The organism is Amycolatopsis circi (genome assembly GCF_003385235.1).
In the GTDB taxonomy this organism is placed as follows: domain Bacteria; phylum Actinomycetota; class Actinomycetes; order Mycobacteriales; family Pseudonocardiaceae; genus Amycolatopsis; species Amycolatopsis circi.
Genome location: NZ_PQIA01000003.1, coordinates 49,393 through 66,912, shown reverse-complemented (window position 1 = coordinate 66,912; position 17,520 = coordinate 49,393). Strand labels below are relative to the sequence as shown.

At 69.2% G+C, this 17,520-nt stretch carries 12 protein-coding genes; 1 reads left to right on the top strand and 11 read right to left on the bottom strand.

Annotation, left to right across the window (positions count from 1 at the left end; all coding sequences use genetic code 11):
* Positions 1–30 precede the first annotated feature (30 nt).
* The 6 genes from D0D37_RS01245 to D0D37_RS01220 form a co-directional block, all read right to left on the bottom strand.
* Positions 31–2,349 (bottom strand): ATP-binding protein, encoded by a 2,319-nt coding sequence (locus D0D37_RS01245; protein WP_116198616.1) that lies wholly within the window; start codon positions 2,347–2,349, stop codon positions 31–33.
* Positions 2,350–2,713: 364 nt separating this feature from the next.
* Positions 2,714–3,649, bottom strand: a complete 936-nt coding sequence (locus tag D0D37_RS01240) for an NAD(P)-dependent oxidoreductase (protein WP_116198615.1) — start codon at positions 3,647–3,649, stop codon at positions 2,714–2,716.
* Entirely contained in the window at positions 3,646–4,422 is a 777-nt protein-coding gene (locus D0D37_RS01235) for an SDR family NAD(P)-dependent oxidoreductase (RefSeq protein ID WP_162834034.1), read from the bottom strand. Before D0D37_RS01235 ends, D0D37_RS01240 begins: the two co-directional genes overlap by 4 nt.
* A 474-nt stretch (positions 4,423–4,896) precedes the next feature.
* Entirely contained in the window at positions 4,897–6,294 is a 1,398-nt protein-coding gene (locus D0D37_RS01230; RefSeq protein ID WP_116198613.1) for an aminotransferase family protein, read from the bottom strand.
* Between the two features lie 5 nt (positions 6,295–6,299).
* Entirely contained in the window at positions 6,300–7,106 is an 807-nt protein-coding gene (locus tag D0D37_RS01225) for an enoyl-CoA hydratase/isomerase family protein (RefSeq protein WP_116198612.1), read from the bottom strand.
* 170 nt (positions 7,107–7,276) lie between these two features.
* Positions 7,277–8,356, bottom strand: a complete 1,080-nt coding sequence (locus D0D37_RS01220; protein WP_162834033.1) for an extracellular solute-binding protein — start codon at positions 8,354–8,356, stop codon at positions 7,277–7,279.
* 218 nt (positions 8,357–8,574) lie between these two features.
* Between D0D37_RS01220 and D0D37_RS01215 the strand changes: the two genes are divergently transcribed.
* Positions 8,575–10,917 (top strand): molybdopterin-dependent oxidoreductase, encoded by a 2,343-nt coding sequence (locus tag D0D37_RS01215; protein ID WP_208719740.1) that lies wholly within the window; start codon positions 8,575–8,577, stop codon positions 10,915–10,917.
* Positions 10,918–11,009: 92 nt separating this feature from the next.
* Here the strand turns inward: D0D37_RS01215 and D0D37_RS01210 are convergent, their stop codons facing one another.
* From D0D37_RS01210 to D0D37_RS01190, 5 genes are all read right to left on the bottom strand, one after another.
* Positions 11,010–12,164 (bottom strand): ABC transporter ATP-binding protein, encoded by a 1,155-nt coding sequence (locus D0D37_RS01210; RefSeq protein ID WP_116198609.1) that lies wholly within the window; start codon positions 12,162–12,164, stop codon positions 11,010–11,012.
* Positions 12,157–12,948, bottom strand: coding sequence for an ABC transporter permease (locus tag D0D37_RS01205; protein ID WP_116198608.1), 792 nt, complete (start codon positions 12,946–12,948; stop codon positions 12,157–12,159). Before D0D37_RS01205 ends, D0D37_RS01210 begins: the two co-directional genes overlap by 8 nt.
* Positions 12,948–13,817: an ABC transporter permease gene (locus D0D37_RS01200; RefSeq protein ID WP_208719739.1), complete on the bottom strand. Its 870-nt coding sequence runs from the start codon at positions 13,815–13,817 to the stop codon at positions 12,948–12,950. The genes D0D37_RS01205 and D0D37_RS01200 overlap by 1 nt, the downstream gene beginning before the upstream one ends.
* Before the next feature lie 85 nt (positions 13,818–13,902).
* Positions 13,903–14,979, bottom strand: coding sequence for an extracellular solute-binding protein (locus tag D0D37_RS01195; RefSeq protein ID WP_116198607.1), 1,077 nt, complete (start codon positions 14,977–14,979; stop codon positions 13,903–13,905).
* Positions 14,980–15,191: 212 nt separating this feature from the next.
* Positions 15,192–17,513 (bottom strand): ATP-binding protein, encoded by a 2,322-nt coding sequence (locus D0D37_RS01190; protein WP_116198606.1) that lies wholly within the window; start codon positions 17,511–17,513, stop codon positions 15,192–15,194.
* Positions 17,514–17,520: the final 7 nt, after the last annotated feature.

Sequence of the window (17,520 nt, the reverse complement as noted above, 5' to 3'; positions counted from 1 at the left end):
GCGGAAGCCCTTCCAGCGCAAGCGAATCGCTTACCGCCCGTCCGCTTCCTGCTGGAGCACCCAGCTCGCGATCTGGGTGCGCGCCTTGAACCCGCGCTTGGCCAGGATCTTTTCGACATGGCCTTCGGCGGTCCGCAGGGAAATCACCAGTTTCGCGGCGATCTCCCGGTTCGACATGCCCTCGGCGACCAGCCGCGCGACCTCGAGTTCGCGCCGGCTCAGTCCGGACGGCGCGGAGTCCGTTCTGCGCTCGGGCTGCTGCTGCTGCGGCTCGCGCAGGGCGAACGCGAGCGTTTCCTCGACGGTGAACGCGCCGCCGCGCTCGCGGGCAGGCTGGAACTTCTCCGCGGCCAGGTCCATCCGGCCCTGCCGTTCGTACCGTCTTCGCGCCCCGGGCATCAGCCGGGCGCCGATCGTCCGCCACAAACTGTCGGTGGCGCCGACCAGAGTGGCCGCGCGGTCGGCTTCGCCGCGGTCGGCGGCGACCCACGCGAGCACTTCGAGCGTCAACGCCAGGCCGAGGGTGTCGCGGAAGGGCCGCTTGATCCGCAGCGCCTCGAACAGTTCGGTTTCGGCCGTCTCGTGCTCGCCCCGGACCAGCGCGAGCATCCCGCGCAGCCATCGGGCGTACGAGAGATTCCAGCGTTCCCCAGCCGCGGTGCAGCGTTCGTAAAGCTCCTCGACGAGTTCCGCCGCGCGGTCGAACTCTCCCAGGAGGACGTAGGTGGTGGCCATTTCCACCCGGAGGCTGTCGGCGTACTGCGCGGGGACGCCGGCCTCGGCGTACTGCTCGAGAGCCTCGGCGAAGATCGAGAGCGCGGCCCCCATCTTCTCGACCGGGCCGAACGACCGGAAGAACCCGCGGACGTGGTTGGCGAACGCCAGCGCACCGAGGTCGCCCAGCTCGATCGCCAGGTCCCGCGCCTGCTCGGGCAGGTCCGCCAAGGTCTGGTCGCCGCCCTCGAAAGCGCCGACGTACGCGGTCGTGGCCAGAGCCCAAGCTCGTTCGCGGCTCGGCGCGGGGTCCAGGGCCAGCGCCCGGTTCAGCCACAGGCGTGCTTCGTCCATGTGGTCCATGGCACCCCAGAACCACGGGACGGCGGCCATGGCAAGACCGGTCCGGGCCTCGGCCGGGTCGGACACGCAGTACTCCAGCGCATGGCGCAGGTTCGCGTACTCCTGGTGCAGCCGCAGCGCCCACTCTTCTTGCCGCGGTCCGGCCCATTCCCGCTCGGCGGTCTTGACGAGACGGGCGTACCAGTCGCGGTGGCGGCGAGCCAGTGCGGTCTCCTCGCCGGCCGCGGCGAGCCGGGCGCGGCCGTATTCGCGGATGGTCTCCATCATCCGGAACCGGACGTGGGCGCCGTGCTCCTCCCGGACCAGGATGGACTTGTCCACCAGCCCCGCGACGGTGTCGAGGACGGCGGACGGCGGGAGGCGGTCGTCCGTGCACACCGCCTCGGCCCCGGGGATGTCGAACCCGCCGGCGAAGACCGACGAACGGGTCCACAGCACCTGTTCGGCCTCGGTGCAGAGGTCGTAGCTCCAGTCGATGAGCCCCTGCAGCGTCCGGTGCCGTTCGGGGATGGTGCGGTTGCCCTCCCGCAGGAGCTGGAAGCGGTCGTCCAGCCGGTCGGCCAGCTCCTGCACGGTCAGCACCCGCAGCCGGACCGACGCCAGCTCCAGGGCCAGCGGGATGCCTTCGAGACGATGGCAGAGCCGCACGACGGCGGCTTCGTTTTCGGGCGTGACCCGGAACCCGGGAACGACCGACGCCGCCCGGTCGGCGAACAGGGCGACCGAGGGATAGTGCAGGGAGCCGCCCGGCGCGAGACCGGCGTCCGGGTCGGGGACCAGCAGCGGGAAGACCGGGTAGAGGTGCTCGCCGCGCAGCCGGATCGCGTGCCTGCTGGTGGCGAGGACGCTCACGTCGGGCGCGGCGCCGAGCACCTCGTCGGCGAAGTCCGCGATCGCTTCGACGAGGTGCTCGCAGTTGTCGAGGATCAGCAGCAGCCGGCGCGGCCGGAGGTAGTCCCGGAGGACGGCGAGCGGACCGGCGGTGGTCCGCGAGCGGATCCCGAGCGCGTCGAGCACGGTGTGCGGCAGAAGGTCGGGATCCTTCAGCGAGGCCAGTTCGACCAGGCACACCCCGTCCGGGAACGCCCGGTTCAGCTCCTTGGCGACCTGGAGCGCGAGGCGGGTCTTGCCGACTCCGCCGAGGCCGGTCAGCGTCACGAGCCGGGTGCTGGAGAACAACTGGCGGACGGCGACGATGTCGTTGCGCCGGCCCACGAAGCTCGTGAGGCTGGCCGGGACTGTCCTCGTCGTTGAGGCAGACGGAGAAGCCATGAGGTCCTTGGTCTCGCGGTGGGCGGGTCGTGGAGAAGTCTATGCCCGGCCGAGCACGGCGGGCGGCTTCGGCGTGCGGCTCGGACCGCGCGAACACCGGTGCCGGAGAAGCAGGCAGGACCGGGACCCGAAGCCGCCAGTGCGGTGCCGACGACCGGCCCGGGGCGGGTGGCTCGGGCGGTCGTCGGCACCGCACTGGTCGCGGTCCGGGGAGGATCGAGTCAAGCCCGCTGGGGCACGGACGCCGCGCTCGCGCTCCGCGTCAGGACCGGCGGATTCTTTGCGGGCAATGGCTTCTCCTCCTCGTCCGCGGGCATCTGGACAACGGCCGTCCCGTGTCGCGCAAGCGGTGGGACCTGCTCGATCAGGCGCGAGAGTTTCCGGGCTCGGCGTCACCCCTTTCGTCGGGTTGCCGGTCCGGCCGGGGGAGGGAGAGAAGCGCCTGCGCGTAGAGGCCGAGCTTGCCGAAGCCCGCCGCGTCCGCCTCCTCCAGCGTCGTGACCGCGGCCTCGATCAGCCGCGGCCGGCGGCCGTCCGCGCGCAGTGCGCCGAGCGTCCGCTTCGCGCCCGCGGCATAGGTTTCGAGCGTGGCCTGGTCGGTGGCGAAGTCTCCGGTCTCGAAGGCCGCGGCGGCCTCCTTGGCACTGTGGCCGATCGTGCGGAGCACGAGCCTGGTGGTCTCGCGCAGCATTTCCGCCGAGACGCCCTGCGCTTGGGCGTAGCTGGCCGCCTCGAGGTAGGCGCCCATCGCGGTCACGTAGAACGACCCGATGATCGCCGAATCCACCGCGCTGGCCGCGCCGATCCGCTCGGAGATGTGCTGGGATTTGCCGCCGAGGCACCGAAGGGTCTTTTCGTGCGCCGCCCAGACCCCAGGGGAACCGGAGTACAGCACGAGCGCGTCAGGTGAGCCGACGAACTCGGGGAACGTCAGGAGCGAGCCGTCCAGATAGGGCACGCCGCGCTCGGCGGCCCAGGCTGCCATCGATTCCGCTTCGGCGGGGACGCTCGTGCCGAGGTTCACCAAGGTGGTCCCGTTCCAGTTTCGCACTGGGGCCAGCGAAGAGCGGGTGGTCGCGTAGTCGGCCGTGCAGGCGATCACCAGCGGCGCGCCCGCCACGGCGTCCTCGATCGCCCGCACAGGTTCGATCCCGTCTCGGGCGAGGCGCTCGGCGCGCTCCGGAGTGCGGTTCCAGACCGCGACGGAGCGGCCGTGGTCGGCGAGGGTCCGAGCGAGCGCGGCACCCATCAGACCGCAGCCGACGACCGCGACGTCGTGGCGTTGTCCGGTGGCGGTCACTGGGCGGTCAGGCCGCCGTCGACGACCAGCGTGTGGCCGGTCAGGTAATCCGAGGCGGCCGAGGCGAGGAAAGTCGCCGGTCCGACGAATTCCTCCGGCTGCGCCCAGCGGCCCATCGGGACCTGCCGGCGGATGTACTTGGCGACGGCCTCGTTGGCTTCGAGGTCCGGCAGCATCGCCGTTTCGACATAGCCCGGAGCGATGGCGTTGACCTGGACGTTCTTGCGGGCCCATTCGAGTGCGACGGCTTTGGTGAGGCCGACGAGTCCGTGTTTGGCGGCGATGTAGGCGCTGTCGTCGCGCATGCCGACGAGCCCGAGCACGGACGCGATGTTGATGACCTTGCCGCCGCCGTCCTTCAGGTAGGGCGACGCGGCGCGGGTCAGCAGCCAGCAGGACTGGAGGTTCAGTTCGATGACCCGCTGGAAGACGGACGGATCGGTGTCCTCGATCGAGGAGTCGTGGTCGTCCGCGGCGTTGTTCACCAGGACGTCGAGACCCCCCAGCGTCTCCGCGGTCGTCGTCACGCAGGAGTGGATCGCGTCGCTCGACCGCAGATCGACCGCGTGGGCCTGGAAAGTCCCGGCGGTGTCGGCGATGAGCTTGGCGGTCTCGCGCAAGCCGTCTTCGGACCGGGCGGCGCCGACGACGTTCGCGCCGCGGCGGGCGAGGCCGACGGCGATGGCCTGGCCGATGCCGCGGCTGGCGCCGGTGACGAGCACCCGCCGGCCGGTGAGGTCGAACAGGTCGGAGGTAGCGGAGAAGGCGTTCATAGACGGGAGGCTCCCCGCCAACGGGCCGCAGATGCCGTTGGAGCGAAAGAATCCTGCCCAGCTGGGTGATGCGTCGCCGGTTGTCCCGGCGCTTCCGCCGCGCGGCGGAAGGCGGCACGGTGCCGGACGGCGGCGGGGACGGGAGAGCCCGTTCCGCGGCGGAACTTCCCCCAACCGGGCCGTTTCCCGGCGCGCGCCGGACCGTTCCCCGCGGCGACGACCACTATGGACGCGCAATGCCGGTTCGGGCGCGTGAGTGCGGCCGCGCCCGAACCAGCATCCATGCGCCCTTGCCCCGCGCATGCGCGGCCACCGCGCGTGGAGGTCATCGAGGTGGCGGTGCCACGCAGCAGCGCTCCGGGCGGGCGAGGGCCGGGGTCGATCCGCTTCTGGCCGCGGACGTGCGGACGAGCGGGAATTCGAGTCCGGACACGGTGCCCGCTCGACGCGTGCTGGCCTCCTTGCCCTTCTTCGTCAGGGGCGTTCCTCTCCATCCGGCGGGAAGCCCATCAGCTGTTCCCAGTCGGTCAGCGTGTCGTCGAGGCGCGCGGCCATGTCGTCGAGTTCCGCCTCGGTGATGGTCAGCGGCGGCGAGATCCACATCGGAAGGCCGCGTTCGCCCATGGCGCGCCGGTTTCCGTACAGCGCCGAGTAGAAGACGAGGCCGTTCGCGAGGCCCACCTGCTGGAAGCGTTGTTCGGCGGAGGCATTCCTCGGGAAGTAAGTCCGCCCGTCAGGTCCGACCAGTTCGAGGACCATGAAGAGGCCCCACCCGCGGACGTCCGCCACAGACGGATGAGCCAGCAGACTCTCGCGAAGGGCGAACAATTGCGCGCTCCGGGCCCGGCAGTTGTCGAGCAGGCCCTCCGCCTTGATGATGTCGATCGTCGCGACACCGGCCGCGCACGCCAGTGCGTTCCCGCCGTTGGTGAATCCGTGGACGAAGCCCACGCCATTGACGAAGGGCTCGTTGACCCGGTCGTGGACGGAGACCGCGCCGAGGGGGACATTCGCCGACGAAATGCCTTTCGCGAAGGTCATGAGGTCCGGCACGACGCCGTGGTGGTCGATGCCGAACCATTCGCCGGTGCGGCCGAATCCGGTGACGACCTCGTCGTCGATGAACAGCACGTTGTTCTCGTCGCAGATGCGGCGCACTTCCCGCCAGTACAGTGCGGGCGCGACGACGCCGTAATCGGAGCCGCAGCCGTGCGGGGTGGCGATGAAGGCGGCGATGGTCGGGGCTCCTTCGAACGCGATGAGGCGCTCCAAGTCGCGCGCGCAGCTCAGTGCCCAGTCGTCCCGGCTGACGCCCTCGGGGCGGCGTGCGTCGCTGTACTGATGGATTTTCGGCCAGTGCTGGATCATCGGGTCGTAGTGCCGCAGTGTCCCGGGGTGGCCCGACAGCGCCATCGTCGCCAGGGTCATCCCGTGGTAGGACTCGTAGCAGCTGACGATCTTGTGCTTGCCCGGGTTTCCCGTGGCCACGTGGTACTGCCGGGCGAGTTTCAGCGCGGTCTCGACGGCCTCCGAGCCGCCCGACACGAGGAAGCTGCTGTTGTGCCCCTCCGGCGTGATCTCGGCGATGGCCTCGCCGAGGTCGATCCGGCGCCGGTTGGCCAGCGTCGGGTGCACGAAGCAGTACCGGTCGAACTGCTCGACGATCGCCTCGCGCATCTTCGGATGCCCGTGCCCGAGGTTGACGGCCATCGGCCCGCCGGAAATGTCGTAGTACCGGTTTCCCTTGGTGTCGTAGATAAAGACGCCCTCGGCTCGCTCCACTTCGACGTCGAGTGCGTGGTAGTTGAACGCGCGACCCCACTCTCCTTCGGCCTCGAGCGGGGCATAGGCCACCTCCGGCGACTCAGCCATCTCAATCAGCTCCTCGTGTTCTCGTGGACGGTGAACTGCGGCTCGCGACCTTCGGCGAAGGCCGCGGCGGCTTCTGTGGAATCGGGTCCCTGGGACGCCTCGACGCTCGCGAGCGTCTCGCGGCGCATGATCTCCTCGGTGGTGCCGTCCCAGGCCTGGTCGAGCAGGTTCTTGGCCAGCCGTAGCGCGGTAGGCGACTTGCGCTTCAGGACGGTGACGACGCGGGCGACCTCGGCATCCAGTTCGGCGTCGTCGACGACCCGGTTGACCAGCCCCCACGTCTGGGCTTGCGCGCCGTCGAAGGGCTCGCCGAGCAGGATGATCTCCTTCGCGACGACCGGTCCGGCGGTACGCGGCAGCACCGCGGTGAAGCTGTTCGTGACGACGAGCCCGACGGCGGTCTCGGTGAAACGGAACACCGCGGAACTGCCCGCGATCACCAGGTCGCCGCTCAGCGCGATCTCGGCGCCGCCGCCGATCGCGTAACCATGCACCCGGGAGACCACCGGAACCGGGCAGGACCGGATGCGGCGGGTGATCTCGTGCAGCCGGTCCGTCGTGGCGGCCAGTTCGTCCGCGGTCATCGGCGGTCTGCCAGCCTGCTCGGCCGACCATTTGAGGTCGTGCCCCGCAGAGAACGCACGGCCCGCTCCGCGCAGCACGACGACCCGGGTCGACGCGTCCAGTTGCTCGAAGGCCTCGTCGAATGCTTGCAGGAGTTCGGGATTGAGCGCGTTGAGTCGGGCCGGCCGGTTCAGGATGATCGTGAGAACGCCGTCTTCGAGCGAGGTCAGCACCGCGGCTTCGGTCATGGGGGCATCGTTCGGCACGAGCGGGCGCGCACGCCGTCAGCGGCGGGCCAACCGCACCCAGCCGGGGGAAGCAACGGGTTCGTCGCGCCCCGATCGGACCATGCGGCAGGTGCGGCGCCGGTGACGGACCGGGGCGTCGCCACCCGGTGGCCACACCCCGGTCCGGCAGGTCATCCGGCAGTCATCGCGGCCCAGGAAGAGAAAGCCTGTTCCGTGTTCTGTGCCCACCACTTGCTGTTGTACGCGGCCTCGCCGTCCATCTTGCCGACGTTGTTCTGCGGGAGCCATTCCTCGAAGATCGCGGGCACCTTCGGTTTCGACTTGGGAGTGGTGGGGCCGTAAGGGACGTTCTTGGTGAACGCGGCCTGCGCTTCCGGCGTCGCGATGTAGTTCAGCAGTGCCGCTTGCGCCTTCGGGGCCTTCGATCCCTTGATCGCATACAGGGCCGCCCACGCGGCGAAACTGTGGTTCCAGACGACCTTGACCGGAGCGCCCTTCTGGGCCGAGAGGGCAGCCCGGCCGAGATAGCACAGGCACATGGCGAAGTCCCCGGACTCGAGCTGCTGCGACTCTTGGGCGAGGGTGGCGTCCAGCGTCAGGTTCTTGCCCAGCGTCTTGACCGTGCTCGCCGCGCGATTCAGGTCCAGCGGATAAAGCTTGCCGGGCGCGACTCCGCTCGCCAGCAGCAGCGACTCGAGACCGCCGGCCGCGTAGTTGTACATGAGCCGCTGGCCGGGGTACTTGGCGGTGTCCATGAAGTCGGTGATCTTGGCAGGCGGATTGTTCCCGAATTTCGCGGTGTTGTAGACGAGCGCGATCTGCTCCACCGAGACCGGCACGGCACACTCGTCCGCGACGTACTTGGGGTCGATGTCGCCGATGCGGACGCCGAGGTCCGCCCGTTTTTCGTAGAGAGAGCCGCAGCCCTGCGACCCGTTCCCGGTGTCGAGCCAGATGACGTCCCAGGTGGTGTTGCCCGCCTGCACCATCGCCTTGACCTTGGCCGGGTCGGAGGGCGAGTCGGTGGCGACCTGGACTGCCGTCTTCCGCGCGAAGGGCTCGAGCCATGCCTTCTGCGCTGCAGCCAGCGTGTCCCCGCCGTAGTTCACGTAAACGAGCCGTTGGCCGGACAGACTGTCGCCGTTCGCTGAACCGGCGTCGCTGCCGGACGACGACCCGCACGCGGCGACGAGCACGAGCGCAAGACCTCCGCTCAGCGCGGCGAGCGCGGATTTGGCTGTGATTCTCACGATCCACCTCTGTTCAGGGGTTCAAAGGGAACGGCGATCGTGCGGGAGGCGGGCAGGTCGCTCGCGACCCGCGAAAAATTGGTTGCCCGCCTGGGGGAGTGACGGCAGCGTGGGGTGATGCTCTTCCCCCAGCTGGGCGGCAGTCTCCGCGGTCAGGCGTCCGCTCGCGCTGGCGGGAGCGGACGATGAGGGGCCGCCGCAGAGAAGGGGAACACGCTGTGAGTACTGAGATTCGGCGCACCACGACGCACTGGGGGACTTTCGACTTCACCGTGCGCGACGGGAAGGCGGAGTCCACTGGCGCACCGCCTGACGACCCCTTCGGGGCGCCGCTCGCGGTCGGTCTCCACGAAACCCTCGACCATCCGCTGCGCATCCTGCGTCCGCACGTCCGGGCGGGATGGCTGGAGCACGGGCCGCGGCTGAAGGAAAACCGCCGCGGCGGTGAGCCGATGGTCGAAGTCGAGTGGGACGAGGCCTACGACCTCGTCGCACGGGAACTCGCGCGAGTACGGTCCGAGCACGGCGACCAAGCGGTCTTCGGCGGTTCCTACGGTTGGGGCAGCGCCGGCCGATTCCACCACGCACAGAGCCAGATCCACCGCTTTCTGAACCTGGACGGCGGCTACGTCTCGTCCCGCAACAGCTACAGCATGGGTGCTCTGGAGGTCGTTCTCCCGCACGTGATCGGCGGGCCGGACACGGGGATGTTCGACTGGAGCCCGCAATGGTCCGAGATCGCCGAGCACGGCGAGCTGTTCATCGGATTCGGCGGCGCACCGCTGAAGAATGCCCGGGTGAACAACGGCGGCTTGCGCCGGCACAGTGCGGCCGAGGCACAGCGCGCCTGTGCCGAAGCGGGCGTGCGGTTCGTCCTGGTGAGCCCGCTGCGCGAAGATCTCGCGCCGGAGTTGCGGGCCGAATGGGTTCCGATCCGGCCGGGGACGGACACCGCCATGATGCTGGCGATGGCTCATCACCTGGCTTCGACGGGCCTGGAGGACCGCGACTTTCTCGACCGCTGCTGCGTCGGGTACGAGCGCTTCCGTTCGTATGTCCTCGGCGAGCAGGACGGAGTGCCGAAGAGCCCGGAATGGGCCGAAGACATCACCGGCGTTCCGGCCCGGACCGTCCGGGAACTCGCCGAGGCCAGTGCCGGCCGGCGCACGGTGATTTCGCTGACCTGGTCGATCCAGCGCGCGCACTACGGCGAGCAGCCCTATTGGGCCGGTGCCACCCTGGCGGCCATGACCGGCTCGATGGGCCGCCCCGGCGGCGGATTCGCGGCGGGCTTGAGTTTGAGCCACGGCATCGGCCTGCACCGGGGTTCGCTGGGGGCGGCGAGCCTGCCCCAGGGCCGCAACCCGGTCGACGACTTCATTCCGGTCGCGCGCGTCTCCGACATGCTCCTGAACCCGGGCGCGACGGTGCAGTACGACGGAGAAGCGCTCACGTATCCGGACATCCGCCTGGTGTATTGGGCCGGCGGAAACCCCTTCCACCACCAGCAGGACATCAACAAGCTGCTCCGCGCCTGGAACATGCCCGAGACCGTCGTGGTGCACGATTCCTGGTGGACTCCCGTCGCGCGGCACGCGGACATCGTCCTGCCGGTGGCGACGCCGCTCGAACGAGACGACATCGCGGCCGGAAACCGCGACAACCATCTCCTTCCCCTGCGGCGGATCCAGGATCCGCCGGACCGGATGCCCACGGATTTCCAGGCCTTCGCCGAGATCGCGAGTCGCCGCGGCTTCGGCGATTCCTTCACCGAGGGACTCGATGCCGACGGCTGGATCCGCCGGCTCTATGCCGAGACCTCGGCCCGATTGGCGCGGCGCGGTATCCAGCTCCCGGAGTACGACCGGTTCCGGGAGATGCAGGACGGGGTCGAACTGCCGCTCTCCGGCGGCGCCAACGTTTTCGCGCTGTTGCGCGAGAATCCCGAAGCAAACCCGCTGTCGACGCCGTCCGGCCGGATCGAGATCTACTCCGAGACGGTCGCCGATTTCGGCTACGACGACTGCCCCGGCCATGCGGTGTGGATGGCTCCATCGGAGTGGCTGGGGAGCGCCGAAGCCCAAGCGGATCAGGACGTCTTCCATCTGCTCAGCCACCAGCCGCGCGGACGGCTGCACAGCCAGGTCGACTTCACGCCCGCCAGCATGGCGACCAAGATCGACGGACGCGAAGCGATCGTGATCCATCATGAGGACGCGCGGCGGCTGGGCGTCGCCGACGGAGACGTCGTGAAGGTGAGCAACCGGCGCGGGGCGTGCGTGGCCGCCGTCCGGACGACAGACGGCGTCCGGCCCGGAGTCGTGGTGATGGCCACCGGAGGCTGGTACGACCCGGAAAATCCCGGCGAGCCGGGCTCACTAGACCTCCAGGGCAACCCGAACGTGCTCACCCCCGACCTCGGGACCTCACGCCTCGCCCAAGCCAGTTCCGCTCAGACTTGCCTCGTCCGCATCTCCGCGTTTCCGGAGGCGCCGAAGAGCCGCGCGTACGAGCCGCCCGTGACGCAGCGTCGGCCTGACCGTCCGGCTGGCCTGGTCTAAACGTCCGTGAGGGGAACCCTGAGGGACTCAGAGTCCCTCAGGGTTCCCCTCACGGACCGCCTGCAGCTGGACGGCGGGGGAGCCGCAAGTCGTCAGTCGGCTGTGCCGCCGGTTCCGATGACCACGCCTGCCTTGGCGGCACCGTCGGAATTGGGGAGCGCGACCGAATGCTCGGGGTCCCACGTCGCCAGCACCGGGTCGCCCGCGGCGACGGCGGACTGGTTGCCCGACTGTTCCTGCGCGATCATCGAGAACCCGGCGTCGAGCCGGAGATCGAGCCGGCGGATGCCGCCCATGTAGATCACCTGGGAGACACGTCCCGGGAGAACGTTCGTCCCGGAGACGGAGACCGCCGTACCCGAATCAGGCCGGACGAGCACGCGCTCCGGGCGGACGGTGACGACTCCGCACGATCCCGGCGGCAGGACCGAGCCGTTCGCGGGCAGCCGCAGGTCGTAACCGTCGCCGCGCAGCAGGCGCCCGGCGCCGGTGTCGGCCACCGTGCCGGGGAGAACGTTCGAGTCGCCGAGGAACTCCGCGACGAAAAGCGTCCGGGGCCGTTCGTAGAGATCTGTCGCGGTGCCGACCTGTTCGACGGAGCCGTTGTTGAAGACCGCGATGCGATCGGACATGACCAGCGCCTCGTCCTGGTCGTGGGTCACGTAGACGAAGGTGATGCCCAGCTCGCGGTGAATCCGCTTGAACTCCAGCTGGAGGCTGGCGCGAAGCCGGCGGTCCAGCGCGCCGAGGGGTTCGTCCATGAGGAGCACCCTCGGCTCGAACACCAGCGCGCGGGCGAGAGCCACGCGTTGCTGCTGGCCTCCGGAAAGCTCGCGCGGATACCGCGCGCTCAGGTCGCCCAGCCCGACCAGTTCGAGACTCCGGCCCACCCGCTCGCGAATCTCGGCCTTGGGGGTCTTGCGCCGCTTCAACGGGAAAGCGACGTTGTTGGCGACGGTCAGGTGGGGAAAGAGCGCATAGTTCTGGAAGACCATGCCGATGTTGCGTTTGTGGGGCGGCACTTGCTCGATCGGCTTGCCGTCCATCAGGACGTGACCGCTGTCGGGCTGCAGGAAGCCGGCGATCGTGTTGAGGGTGGTGGTCTTGCCGGAGCCGCTGGGCCCGAGCAGGGTGACGAACTCGCCTGCCGGAAGATCCAGGGAGATCTTGTCCAGCGCGGCGACCTCGCCGTAGCGCTTGCTCAGGTCACGGATTTCGATGGCGGCGCCGAGCACGCGTTCAGGCATTCTTGGCCTCTCTTCTGACGGCGATGATCCCGGCGACGACCAAAAGCGTTGTGCTCACCGCGATGATCACGGTCGACGCCGCGGCGATCGTCGGAGTGAGGGAGCTGGTCACGCTCTGGTAGAGCTGCACGGGGAGGGTGCGGGAGAACGGGCTGGCGAGGAAGAGCGAGACGATCGCTTCGTCCCAGGACACCAGGAAGGCGAACAGCGCGCCGGTCAGGATGCCCGGCGCGAGCAGGGGCACGGTGACGTGGAAGAAAGTCGCGACGGGCCCCGCCCCTAGGGAGGCGGCCGCTCGTTCGAGCCGGCGGTCGAAGCCCTGCAGCGAAGCGCGCACGGGGATCACGACCATCGGGATCGCGAGGGCGGTGTGGGCGACGACGAAGCCGGTGAACGATCCCGCCAGATGCCATTTCAGGAAAACGTAGTAGACGCCGATCGCGGTGATCACGCCCGGCACGATCATCGGGGCCATCAGGAACGCGGACACCGGTGTCGTCCACCGTCCCCGGCCCCGTACGAGCGCGAAGGCGCCCAGCGTGCCCAGCGAGGTGGCCAGGACCACGACGACGCCGGCCACCTTCAGCGAGAGCACGAACGAATCGGTCCATGCCGGATCGGAGAAGAGTTCGCTGAACCACTGGGTCGAGAACCCGGGCGGAGGGAACTGGAAGGTGCGCGAGCTGGTGAAGGCCATCGGAACGACCACCAGCACGGGTGCGACGAGAAGCAGCGCGATCAGGGTGCAGAACGCCTTGAGCGCGATGCGGCGTGGTTGCTTCATCAGTGCGCCTCGCTTTTCGTGCCCAGCGCTCGCGTGAAGGGCCGTCCGAGCAGGGAGCCTCCGGCGAGGATCAGGAGGGTGATGAGGAGCAGTGCGAGCGCCATGGCTCCACCGCGCCCGAAGGCCAGCTGGGAGTTCACCTGGCTCACGATCTGCTGGGACAGAAGGCTGTTCTGGGGTGAACCGAGAAGGGCGGGCGTGAAGTAGAAGCCCAGCGTGAGCACGAACACGATGGTGCTGCTGGCGGTGATTCCGGGAACCGACAGCGGCAGGTACACCGTCCGCAAGGCGGTCCGCGGCGTCGAGCCGTGGATCTCGGCGGCCCGCAGCAGCGTCCGGTCGATCTGGGTCAGCTGGGAGTACAGCGGCAGAACCAGGAACGGCAGCATGATCTGCGCCATGCCGATGGTCACGGCCGTCGTCGTGCCCAGCAGGCGGACGTTGCCGAATCCCAAGGCGCGCAACGCTTTGGCGATCGGGCCGCTGTCCCCGAGCAGGATGATCCAGGAGTAGGTGCGCACGATCAGGCTGGTCCAGAATGGCATCAGCACGGCGGCCAGCAACACCATCCGCCACCGGGTGGACACCACGGTCATCAGATACGCGTACGGATACCCGACGGCCAAGCAGAGCACGGTGACGAAGACGGACGTCAGGAAGGTCCGGCGCAGGATGGTCAACTGCACGTCGCTGGTGAAGAACCAGTGGTAGTTCGCGAATCCGGAGTCGCCGCGGGACACGAAGTCGGTGAAGCTCCGCACTGTCATCGTGCCCAGCGGGTAGACGAAGAACAGGGCGAGGAAAGCCATCGCCGCCGCCGCGGCGAGGACCCATCTCGACCGGTACAGCGCTGCTGTCAGCACATTCATCGCTGGATATCTCCTTGGCCTTGCTCGGCGCCGGTCGCGGTCGTCGTGCGACGACCGCGACCGGACGCGTCGTGGGGGAGCGGGCTCAGCCCGCGGTCATCGCCGTCCAGGCGGCGAAAGTCTTGTCCGCGTTCGCCACCCACCACTTCATGTCGGCGACCACTTCGCCCTGCGGGCCCATCTTGTCGATGTTGTTCTGGGGCAACCACTTCTTCAGGTCGGCCGGAACGTCGGGCTTGGCCGAGGGCGTCGTCGGGCCGTAGGGCAGTTGCTCGGTGAACGCACTCTGGGCGGCCGGCGTCGCGATGAAGTTCATGAGCGCGGCCTGGGCCTGCGGGGATTTCGAGCCCTTGACGGCGTAGACGGCGTCCCAGCCTTCCCACGCTTTGTCCCACACGACGTCGACCGGGGCGCCCTTCTGGGCCGACAAGGCGGCGCGGCCGAGGTAGCACAGGCACATCGAGAAGTCTCCCGACTCGAGCCCTTGGGCCTCCTGCGCCAGTGTGGAGTCGAGCGTCAGGTTGCCGCCCAGCTTCTTGATCGCCGCGGCGGCTCGGGTCGTGTCCAGCGGGTAGAGCTTGTCCGGAGCCACGCCGTCCGCCAGCAGCAGCGGGTCGATGCTGCCGGGCGCGTAGTTGAAGACGAGCCGCTTGCCCGGGTACTTCTGGACGTCCATGAAGTCGGTGATCTTCGTCGGCGGGTTGCCGCCGAACTTCTTGGTGTTGTAGACGAGCCCCACGGCCTGCACCATGATCGGCACGCCGCACTCGTCGGTCACGTACTGGGGAGCGACATCCTTGACGTCCACGCCGAGTTCGGAACGTTTCGCGTACAGCGACCCGCATCCTTCCGCGCCGGACACGGAATCGATGTCGATGGCGTCCCACGTGGTGTTTCCGGCTTGCACCATGGCCTTGACCTTCGCCGGATCCGACGGCGAATCGGTCGCGATCCGGACGCCGGTCTTCTTCGCGAAGGGGTCCAGCCAGGCCGCCTGGGCGGCCTTCAGGGTGTCGCCGCCGTAATTCACGTAAACCAGCTGCTGCCCGGAGAGGCTGTCGCCTGCGTTGGCGTCTTGGCTTGTCGGCGAACCGCACGCGGCGACCGACACGAAACTCAGCGCGCACAGCACAGCGAGCGCGGACTTGGGTTTGATAGTCACGGTCCACCCTTTGCTTCGGGATACACGGTGAAGGAAGACAGACGATGCGCCCGGCCGGCGGTCCGTTCTCGGCGGTGCGAATATTGTTAGCCCACGTGGGGGAGGAGGACGGGGCTCCGGGCGGCCGTCAGTCCACAGAGGACGCGGCCGGGGAAGCGGGCCCGAAGCCCCGGCTGATCAGTGGTTCGGGCGCCCGGCGGCCGGGGCCCGGGTCAGGCGCCCGCGCGGTGGCGGGTCACCCAGGCGGCGATCTGGGTCCGGGTCTTGAAGCCCTGCTTGGCAAGGATCTTCTCCACGTGCCCCTCCGCCGTCCGGAGCGAGATCACCAGTTGTGCGGCGATTTCCTTGTTGGACAGCCCGTCCGCGATGAGGTCGGCGACCTCGCGCTCGCGCCGGGTCAGGGGATTGGCGGACGTATCGGAAGCGCCGCTCGAAGGCGTCTCGCGCAGTGCGTACGCGACCGTCTCCTCGACACTCAGCCGGCTGCCGCGCGCCCGGGCGGCGCCGAACGCGGTGTCTCCGATCCGGGCGCGCGCTTCCGCCTCGAAACGGCGGCGCAGGCCGACGAACTGGCGGGCGCCCACGGTTCGCCAGATCTGGTCGGTGCTCCCGATGATCACGGCGGCGCGTTCGGCTTCCCCGGTCCGCGCCGCCGTCCAGGACACGACCTCGAGAGTGAGCGCGAAGCCGAGGGTGTCGCGGAAGACGCGCTTGATCCGGAGGGCTTCGAGGAGGTTGCTCTCGGCGGAGGCGGCGTCATCGTCGCGCAGGAGCACGATCAGGGCGCGCAGCCACAGAGAGTAGGACAGATTCCACCGCTCGCCGGCGGCGGTGCAGCGCAGGAACATGTCCTCGGTCAGTTCCTCGGCGCGGTCGTACTCCTGGAGGGCGATGTGGGTCACGGCGAGTTCGACGACGACGCTGTCGTGGAACTGGCCGCGTATCCCGGATTCGTCGTACTGGCGGAGCGCCTCGGTGAACAACGGGATCGCGGCACGGATGTCGCCGTGTTCGATCGACGTGCGAAATCCCATGACGTGGTTGGAGAGCGCCAGCGCGGCGAGGTCGTCGAGGCTCACTGCCATGGCGCGTGCTCGCTCGGGCAGTTCGGCGAGCTTCTCCTCGTCGCCTTGGAAGGCGGCGATGTAGCCGCGCGTCGCCAGTGCCCACGCATGCTCGTGAGAAGGGGACGACAGCATGTTCAACGCACGGTCGAGCCAGAGCTGGGCTTCGTTGAGATGGTCCATCGCTGCCCAGAACCACGGCTGGGCGACGATCCGGACACCGGTCTCGGCCTCTTCCGGCCGGGCCATGCAGTACTCGAGGGCGAGGCGGATGTTGGCGTGGTCGAGCTGGAGCCGACGGGCCCATCGCTCTTGCTCGGAACCGGCCCACGCGGCGGTCGCGGTCTCCACCAGGTTCGCGATCCAGTCGCGGTGGCGGCGGGCGAGGACCTCGGCCTCCGCGGATTCCAGCACCAGCGCCGTGGCGTACTCGCGGATCGTGTCGAGCATGCGGAAGCGCGCGTGGCTCCCGTGGTCTTCGCGAAGGACGATCGACTTCTCGACCAGACCAGTCAGCGTGTCGAGGAGCGCGGCGGCCGGGAGGGCGTCGTCGGCGCAGACCTCTTCCAGCGCGGCGAGGGAGAAGCCGCCGGCGAAGACGGAGGCGCGAGCCCACAGCAGCCGCTCTGCCGGAGTGCAGAGGTCGTGGCTCCAGTCGACGAGTGCGCGAAGAGTCTGGTGGCGCTGGGGCACATTGCGGTATCCGGAGCGCAGCAGCTGGAACCGGTCGTCGAGGCGGTCCGCGAGTTCCTCGACGGTGAGGACGCGAAGCTGCACCGCGGCCAGTTCGATCGCGAGCGGGATGCCTTCGAGGCGGTGGCACAGCCGGATGACCGCGGTCTCGATTTCTTCGGTGACGGCGAACCCCGGAACGACCGCCGCGGCGCGATCGGCGAAGAGCGCGACGGACGGGTAGTGGCTCGCGCTGCCCGGATCGAGGCGAGCCGAGGGATCCGGCGCCAGGAAGGGTGTCACCGGGTAGACAGTCTCGCCGTCGATGCGCAGCGCTTGGCGGCTCGTCGCCAGGATCCGCACGCCGGGCGCCGCCTTCAGGATCTGGTCGATCAGGTTCGCGGTGGCGTCCACGAGGTGCTCGCAGTTGTCCAGGACGAGGAGCATCTGCCGGGGGCCGAGATGCTCGGCCAGCGCCGCCGCGACCCCGAACTTGGGCTGCTCCCGGATCCGCAACGCGTCGGCGACGGTCTGGGGGACCAGGGCGGGCTCCGAGAGAGCCGCCAGCGAGACGAGACAGACGCCGTCGGCGAGGGCGCGTTTCATCTCGTCGGCGGCGCGCAGGGCCAGCCGGGTCTTGCCGACGCCGCCGATCCCGGTGAGCGTGACCAGCCGGGTCGTCGAGAAGATCTGCCGGATCGCGGCGAGGTCGTTGCGCCGGCCGACGAAGCTCGTGATCTCCGCGGGCAAGTTCGGGGCCGATCCACGGGTCGGCCCGGAAGCTGGCGGAGCGTCCACGTCACAT